The organism is Clostridium sp. DMHC 10 (assembly GCF_001270375.1).
GTDB lineage: Bacteria > Bacillota > Clostridia > Clostridiales > Clostridiaceae > Clostridium_S > Clostridium_S guangxiense.
Genome location: NZ_LGVB01000014.1, coordinates 19353 through 27466 on the forward strand (window position 1 = coordinate 19353; position 8114 = coordinate 27466).

Consider the following 8114-nt stretch of genomic DNA (forward strand, 5'->3'; position numbering starts at 1 on the left):
GTTTTAAAACTATGAAACTATTGGAATAAACTTAAGAAAAATTAAAGTATACGATAATGGTATACTTTAATCGATGATTTTGCCTTCAAAGATTATTTTACAAAAGGCTGAAGCCAATACTATAATATATATATCAATATATTGTGGTTTGATATGCATAAGCATGATATATGTACTAGATGTTGTGGAGGAATACTGAAATGAGAAATTTAGTGAAGCTATGTGAAGAAGCATTAAATGCAATAGATGTTAAAAGAGAGATATATACTAAAGAAAAACTTTTAAATTCACTTAAACATATCTTGAGAGAAAACATGAGCAGTAACGATATGATTAATTCAATTATTCAAGTTTGTTTGGAACTTACGACGCCTACTGAACCTAAATGGCTTGATTGTGCCTCAAGATTATACATAATAAAGTTATATGATGAAGTAAGGGAAAATAGAAACATATTAGAAGAAAGAAGCTTGTATGAAAATTTCTATGATTTTATCTTAGAATTAACGGAAAAAGGTTTATACGGAAAGTATATATTAGACAACTATTCAAAGGCTGATGTAGATGAACTTGAAAAATACATAAAAGAGGATAGAGATTTTTTATTTACTTATAGTGGGATAAAACTGCTTTCAAGTAGATATTTAATTCAGGATTTTAATAGAAAAATAATTGAACTCCCGCAGCAGATGTTTATGGGAATAGCAATGCATCTTGCTATTCCAGAAAAAAATGAAAAAAGGGTTTACTTTGCTAAAAGGTTTTATGATGTTTTGAGTTGCTTAAAGCGACTATGGCAACGCCAACTATGTCAAATGCAAGAAAGCCGTTTTATCAATTGAGCTCTTGCTTTATAGATACAGTACATGACAGCTTAAAGGGAATATATAAATCGCTAGATAACTTTGCTAATGTATCAAAATTTGGTGGGGGAATGGGTGTGTATTTTGGGAAGGTAAGAGCGATGGGTTCTTCTATAAGAGGTTTTAAAGGAGCATCGGCAGGAGTTATTCCATGGGTTAAGCTTTTTAATGATACAGCAGTAGCAGTGGATCAACTTGGAGTTAGAAATGGCAGTGTATCTGTTTGGCTAGATGCCTGGCATAAGGATTTGCCAGAGTTTCTTCAGCTTAGAACAAATAATGGAGATGATAGAAAAAAAGCTCATGATGTTTTCCCTGGAGTATGTTATCCAGATCTTTTCTGGAAGCTTGCAGAAGAAAATATTGATGCTAATTGGTATATGATGTGTCCGCATGAAATAAGTACAGTTAAGGGTTACTGTCTCGAAGACTTTTATGGTGATGAATGGGAAAAAAGATATTTGGAATGTGTAGATGATGATAGAATTGCTAAAAGGGTTATGTCAGTCAAGGATATAGTTAGACTTATAATAAAAAGTGCAGCAGAGACGGGAACTCCATTTGCTTTTTATAGGGATACTGTAAACAAAATGAATCCTAATAAGCATAAAGGAATGATATATTCGTCAAATTTATGTACCGAAATAATGCAAAACATGAGTTCAATGGATATATTGCAGGAAGAAATAACAGATGAGAATGGAGATAAAATTGTAGTTCAAAGGACTAAAGCGGGAGATTTTGTTGTGTGCAATCTTTCGTCTATAGTTCTTGGAAATGTAGATGTTAATGACGATAAAGAACTTGAGTATGTGGTTGAAACTCAAATAAGAGCTATGGATAATGTCATTGACTTAAATTATTATTCAGTTCCTTTTGCAGAGATTACAAATAAAAGGTATAGAGGTATAGGGCTAGGTACCAGCGGATATCATCACATGCTCGCAAACAATAGAATTCCTTGGACTAGTGATGCACATTTTGAATTTACAAATAAAGTTTATGAAAAAATAAATTACTATGCAATAAAGGCATCTATGAATATTGCAAAGGAAAAGGGGGCATACGAACTTTTTAAAGGGTCTGACTGGGATAATGGTGACTACTTTAAGATAAGAGGCTATGAAGCTGCTAAATGGCAGGATTTATACGATGAAATAAAAAGATATGGAATTAGAAATGGTTATCTTATGGCAGTCGCACCTAATGGCTCTACAGCAACTATTGCAGGAACTTCTGAAGGAATTGATCCGGTTATGTCGAGGTTTTGGATGGAAGAGAAGAAAGGAAGTATTACGCCAAAGACTGCACCAAATCTTTGTCAGGATAATTATTGGTTTTATATCTCGGCTTATAATATAAACCAAGAATTATGTGTTAAAGCAAATGCTATAAGACAGAGGCACATAGATCAATCTCAATCTTTTAACCTGTATATAACAACTGATTATACAATGAGACAGCTTATGAATTTATACATTGAGGCATGCAAGCTTGGAATAAAGAGCATTTATTATGTTAGATCTAAATCACTTACAGTTGAGGATTGCGACAGCTGCACAGCATAATTATAGATAAATAAGTTGAAAGATTGAGATGACTAATACTAAGTTTATACTGATAAATTGGAATTTAGCGAGGTGATATTGATTTGGGATATTAGATAAAGCTAATAAATCTAAGACGATAAATCCTAAAAATCTAAGAGAATTTAATAACTCGCATACGCTCAAACAGATTAAATTCTCTAAGACTTTTACGATTTATCATCTAAGATTTATAAAGCTTTATTTAAACCATCCCAACTCTTTATATATAAGGGGTTTGGGTCTTCAGACTCATTATCCTTCTTAACAAAATGCTATGCTCTCTTTATATATAAGGGGTTTGGGTCTTCAGACCTATTATCCTTCTTAACAAAATGTTATGCTCTCTTTATATATAAGGGGTTTGGGTCTTCAGACCCATTATCCTTCTTAACAAAATGTTATGCTCTCTTTACATATAAGGGGTTTGGGTCTTCAGACCCATTATCCTTCTAGAACCTTAAGTAAGCACTCTCCTAAAATTATCACTTAGATTTATTAATTTTATTTAATATTCCAAATGCTGCACATAAATAATATAATGCGAAAGCAAAAATAGGCGCTATTAACTTAACACCTATTTTTTAAGACAATTCAATTATAAATCTAATTCCATTATTCTATATAATCAAATAATAACTTTCCAATTCCCTTTCTTACATTAAGCACTATTTTTTCATTAATTACTTTAATTTCTCCCTAACAGAGTCTAGTTTTTGACTCATAGTTGACTTTTTATCTCTTCTATCATCAATTTTTATGTAAGTTTCTACTCTTTTAGCTCCATTTTCAAAAGGAACCTCATGCATTCTTCTTATAACCTCTAAAATCACATCAAGCTCTCCTTCAAAAATTGTTCCCATTGGAGTAAGTTCATATTTTATTCTAGTCTCATCCTGAAGCACCTTTTCGCAAGCTGCAACATAACTACTTAAACTTGTTGAACTTGTTCCAACAGGTACTATTGTAGCCTCTGCAATTGCCATATCAATCATTCCTTTCTTAAGTTTATTTTTGGGCTTTCACATTAACATTTCCTTTAAATCTATCTAAGCTAACTCTAAGAATGTATTCTCCGGTTTTATTTATTTTTATCTTTCTATTTCCTTTTGAATTTGTCTCAAAGTTCTTTATTACATCTTTATTTATATCAATTAATTGTATTTCTAAATCTCCCTTTTCAACCTTGGAGTCATATTTAATATTAATCTTATCACCTTTTTGTGCTGAAAAACTTACACTTGAATTTTCTGTAATCCTTGAACTGCATCTCCTACTTATACTTGCTTCAGTAGTATTACACCCTGATAATAAAATTAGCAAAGATGATAATAAAAAGATTGTAATCATATCTTTTTTCATTAATATATCCCTCATTTATATATTTATCCGATACCAATGTTACCATATTATAGAAGTATTAACAAGTACATTATGCTTTAAATATTCATATAATGCGTCATAATCAAGACCGTAAAACAATGCTGCAATCACTAAAGCTAAATACAACCTATATTGCCACACACAAAAAAGCCCCCCTTTCGGTTGGCTTTTTCCACGCTTAAAATCCAGTATTTCTACTATTATTACTTCATCATTTTAGTAAATTATAAGCATTTACTAACCCATGCCCATAATATTCTCCAGAAGGGTCATTATCTAACTTTTCGCAACTCTTATATATTTTTTTAGATATTTCCTTCGGTCCAATATTGCCATATTTACATATTGTAAGTGCTGCTATAGCTGAAACCTTTGGAGTTGCCATAGAAGTGCCCGCAGCAAAAGCATATCCTCCATTAATGTATGAACTTAAACATAAATCATAATAATCAGATCCATCAGCATTTAAAAGATCTCCACCAGGTGCTGTTACATCTACAAAGTTTTCTCCATAATTAGAATATGAAGCTAATTTATTAGTTGGTCCAACAGCTGAAACCCCTATAACACCTTTAACAGTTCCCGGCAATTCATATCCTAATCCTTCATAAGTAAATGACTTATCAGTAGTCGTACTATTTATATAGTTTGTAACGCTTTTTTTATCATGACAATTTAGAGCTTCATTCCCTGCTGCTGCAACTACAACTACATTATGATCTATAGCATATTGGATAGCACGCTTATATATCTCCATATCTGCTAAGTCATTTCCTACTCTTTTTACCTCCCCAGTCTGAGGGTTTTTCCAAAAGCATTTTCCTTTTAATCCATAACCGCCTAAGCTTAAACTAATAACATTAACTCCATCATCTGTCGCTTTAATTATGGCAGCAACTATAATTGATGTATCAGTAGTATCTCCTTTTCCAAAAACTCTGTAAGATTTAATTCCAATATTAGGAGCAACACCTTTTATCCTTCCGTTTCCTGCTATTGTTCCAGCTACATGAGTACCATGACCATTTCTATCTTGTATGTCATTCTTATCTCCCGTTTCAGTATTATCACCATTGTATCCAGATGGCACAAAATTTTCTCCACCCAATATATTTGCCTTTAAATCAGGATGATTCTCATCTACGCCTGTATCTACTATTCCCACAACTACATTATGATTTCCAGTTCCAAGTTTATAGCTTTCTCCATTATTAGTTACTTTTTTTATATCCCACTGATATTTTTCATATAAATCTGCAGTTTCACTTGAAACACTCTTTTCTTCATTATAGTTTACAACCTTTTCAGATGGTAATTTCATTTCTAGTGAAGGAGAAATAGAATCTACACCTTCGCAATTTAAAATCTTTGGTACTAACGCATCACTACATTTAATTTTTAGAGCACCAATTTCGGGAAATTCAGAAAGAACTTGTCCACCATTTTGGGTGACTAGTTTTTCTACATCATAGTTAATACTATGATTACTGAACGTGATTGATAAATCAATATTATTAGTTGATATAGTCTCAGCATTAACAAAATAGTTAGGTTTAGCTATCATACAAATAGTCAAAACAAGTAAGAAACACAGACATTTTTTAATTTTTTTCATTTTGATCCCCTTTATTTAGTAAATTACTAATTTTACTCTAATTATACATTGTTATCACTTATATGTAAATACATGTATTTATATTGATTATAAATACAAAAACAAAAGGGACTGCCGCATTAACAATCATTTAGTATAACATTTATAAATCTACATTCGTACATGAATATTTAATGTTCATTCGTAATCCCTCCATTTAGTTTTTTATAATGTTTCCTCATCATTTTCTTGTAAAAAAACTTCTTTTAAGGATTTGATTCCTTCATTCCCTGCCTTTTTCCCTATGTTTACCAAATCTTTAACATTAGAAAAAGCTCTAGCACCATATACTTCAAGCAGCATTGGCAAATTAACACCAGTAACTATATCCATGTTTTTGTTTTCAGTAACTACTCTACTTGCTGCATTAAACGGACTTCCTCCAAATAAATCTACCATAAAAAGTATTCCATCCTTGCAGTCTAATTTTTCTATTTCCCTTTTGTATTTTTTTAAAAGATCATCAGGTCCCTCACCTGGTTTAAAAGTAACCGCTGAAACATTTTCTTGCTTTCCAAATATCATTTCAGCAGATTTTAATATCTCCTGTGAAAAATCTCCATGAGTTCCAACTATTATTGCTACCATGTTTGCACCTCCAATTTATAAATGATGCCTATTTACCATTATTTTCAACAATTATTGTGCCAAGTAAGTGTATAGAAAAATTTTTCCCTATTTGCATTAATAAAATAACACAGAAAAATAATATTAAACATTTATTATTTTCCTGTGCTTTTAAAAAGTAAGCTATTGAATTTTATCAAATCTCTTCTGCTAAATAAAATATTCCCTCATCTGTTAATGCTGTATTTAAAGCTTTTTTTATATTACATTTAACTCTTTAATTATATTGGTCTTTTTATATTTAGCTTTTTTAGATGTCCATTATACTTTAATCCATGCTTTGTTTCCACAGAAAAAACTTTTACTTTCTATTATATTCACGAGTATTTCTTCTCAAACGCCCATCAATTAATTCTTCAGTTGAAATAAAAACGTCCCTTGATTTTAGTTTATACTCCAACAGAAACAATTATTTTATACTATCTCCAATGTTGGCCGCACTTATATGAAAACCTCTATTTGAACTTTTTTAGTATTTAGAATAATATTTTCAACCAATTCTTTTAATCTCAAAGCTGTTCCTTCCCCTGTAGAACAAACTATGGCAATAGCTTCACTGCTTCTTCTTCAACTTTTTTCCTCAAACTACTACTTCCTAGAGTTAATACATTTACTACAATCAGAGATAAAATATATTAAACTTAATAAAATTTTCTCACCATTCACCTACTTTGTCAAGAATAACGATTTACTTCGATAGTTTTAATTAAAGCTTAAAAAGCATGAAAATTTTATTTATAACATAACTCATTTAAAAAATAAATATACCAACTAAAAATGATTTTAAGACAATATTCTCAATGCATGTCTATTTTGAAAAAACAAAATCAATATCTTTAACTATAATTTTATCTATATATCCCCTTGTACCATATCGTTCATTATACTCATAACTGTATCATGTTTTAAAGGTTTCCTATATGGTCTTTCTTCTGTAAGCGCTTGATAGATATCTATGCACCCCATTAATCTTGAATTAAAATCTAGCTCGTCTCCATTTTTTCCATAAGGGTAGCCAAAACCATTTAATTTTTCATGATGGTTTGAAGCCCATTCTGTTATATCTTCGAAACCATTGATTTGTGACAAAGCTGCTCTAGTATAATAAGTATGAGATTTTATCATATAAAACTCATCTTCAGTAAGCTTTTTAGGACTGTCAAGTATACTATTGGGAATAGCAAGCTTGCCTAAGTCATGTAAATTAGCAGCAATAATGAGCTTTATTTTCTGCTCTTTATCATACTCATAATAATCAGCCATAGTAGCAACTTTTTCTGCAATTCCTTTAGAATGCCTTCTCGTAAATTTTGACTTTGAGTCTATTATTCTTGAAAAAACATCAGTTATATTAAGTATTTCCTCTAAACTTAAATCTAAATAAAATTCATTCATTCTGCTATTTAATGCCATATCTATAAAATTATTTTTCAAATCTAGTATAAAACTTTCATTATTCAATATTTCTAAAAATATGCTGCATATTTCTGGATTAAATATTTTTCCACCCATCTCTTTTACAAAATTACATATTTCTCTTCTGTTATTAGCATCTATTTTATCAAGTTCAAATTTATTTTCCAAATAGTCATTAAAAAATATAATTTGTGATATTAACGGAATTTCAGATCCCTTAAGCCTATAAAATCCGCTTCCATCATATGCTTCATGGTGATACCTTATTATATTTTTCCTTTTCTTTAAAAATGGGTAATTCACGATATTATTTTCCCCTATTATGCAGTGATCTATTCTATGTTCTTCTTCATTTATTTCGCCTTTCAAGCTATTACTGCTTGCCTCACATATACCATTATCATGTAAAATAGCAAGTGAAACTATATCATATAAGTCTTTATTTTTAAACCCCATTTTTTCAGCTATTCTTAAAGATGCGTATGCAACTCTTTTACCATGATTTGTACTTCTTCCTCTTATATCTATTTCAACAAAATCAAGCGCAAGTGAGATAGCCATTAAAAACTGATTTAAGCTAAATTT

6 protein-coding genes and 1 pseudogene are annotated in these 8114 nt (G+C 30.5%); 1 reads left to right on the forward strand and 6 read right to left on the reverse strand.

Annotation, left to right across the window (positions count from 1 at the left end; genetic code table 11):
- Window positions 1-200: 200 nt before the first annotated feature.
- A pseudogene (locus AGR56_RS01920) lies at window positions 201-2431 on the forward strand (ribonucleoside-diphosphate reductase subunit alpha).
- A gap of 701 nt (window positions 2432-3132) precedes the next feature.
- On the opposite strand, the gene AGR56_RS01925 reads toward AGR56_RS01920, so the two are convergent.
- The 6 genes from AGR56_RS01925 to AGR56_RS01945 all read right to left on the reverse strand — a co-directional run.
- Complete coding sequence (locus AGR56_RS01925) at window positions 3133-3435, reverse strand: MTH1187 family thiamine-binding protein (RefSeq protein WP_053240925.1); 303 nt, start codon at window positions 3433-3435, stop codon at window positions 3133-3135.
- Window positions 3436-3457: 22 nt separating this feature from the next.
- Window positions 3458-3811, reverse strand: a complete 354-nt coding sequence (locus AGR56_RS01930) for a hypothetical protein (protein ID WP_053240926.1) — start codon at window positions 3809-3811, stop codon at window positions 3458-3460.
- A gap of 39 nt (window positions 3812-3850) precedes the next feature.
- On the reverse strand, window positions 3851-3973 hold the full coding sequence (locus tag AGR56_RS22525) for a hypothetical protein (RefSeq protein ID WP_278279556.1): 123 nt from the start codon (window positions 3971-3973) through the stop codon (window positions 3851-3853).
- Window positions 3974-4043: 70 nt separating this feature from the next.
- The gene (locus tag AGR56_RS01935; protein WP_053240927.1) at window positions 4044-5447 is read right to left on the reverse strand and encodes a S8 family serine peptidase; all 1404 of its coding nucleotides are present in this window, start codon (window positions 5445-5447) and stop codon (window positions 4044-4046) included.
- Window positions 5448-5651: 204 nt separating this feature from the next.
- On the reverse strand, window positions 5652-6074 hold the full coding sequence (locus tag AGR56_RS01940; protein WP_053240928.1) for a mannose/fructose/sorbose PTS transporter subunit IIA: 423 nt from the start codon (window positions 6072-6074) through the stop codon (window positions 5652-5654).
- An 891-nt stretch (window positions 6075-6965) separates the two neighbouring features.
- Window positions 6966-8114 (reverse strand): HD domain-containing phosphohydrolase (locus tag AGR56_RS01945; RefSeq protein WP_242851242.1); only part of this gene is annotated, 1149 nt, incomplete at its 5' end.